The sequence below is a fragment of the Bacillus sp. SIMBA_008 genome (genome assembly GCF_046535495.1).
In the GTDB taxonomy this organism is placed as follows: domain Bacteria; phylum Bacillota; class Bacilli; order Bacillales; family Bacillaceae; genus Bacillus; species Bacillus subtilis.
The window spans coordinates 1-261 of sequence record NZ_JAWRWL010000696.1 but is presented as its reverse complement, the minus strand read 5'-3'; the positions used below and the strand labels follow the sequence as shown (position 1 = coordinate 261).

Here is a 261-nt window from a genome sequence, read left to right as displayed (position 1 = left end):
TGTCCTGCACGATGTCATCCGCATATTTCGCAAGCTCCCGTTTCATAAAGGAGCGGACCTGATGTTCATTTCCCGGTGCGCCGGGAAGCTGCGTCAGCGTCCGGAAAAGCGTTTTCGTTTCCTCATTCATATTTTCCCCTCATTTCTATGTAATGCTTTTATTTTATTAGAAAAACAACCGTTTTCCAAGCGCTCAGATTGAATGGGCTGTAAAACCGCCGCTTTACTTAACACCGTCTGGCATCTTCTGTATAATAAAAA

1 pseudogene is annotated in these 261 nt (G+C 44.4%); it reads right to left on the bottom strand.

The annotated features are described in order from the left end of the window. Positions 1-130, bottom strand: a pseudogene (locus tag SB658_RS25030) (peptidase M28); the annotation flags it as partial. Positions 131-261 lie beyond the last annotated feature (131 nt).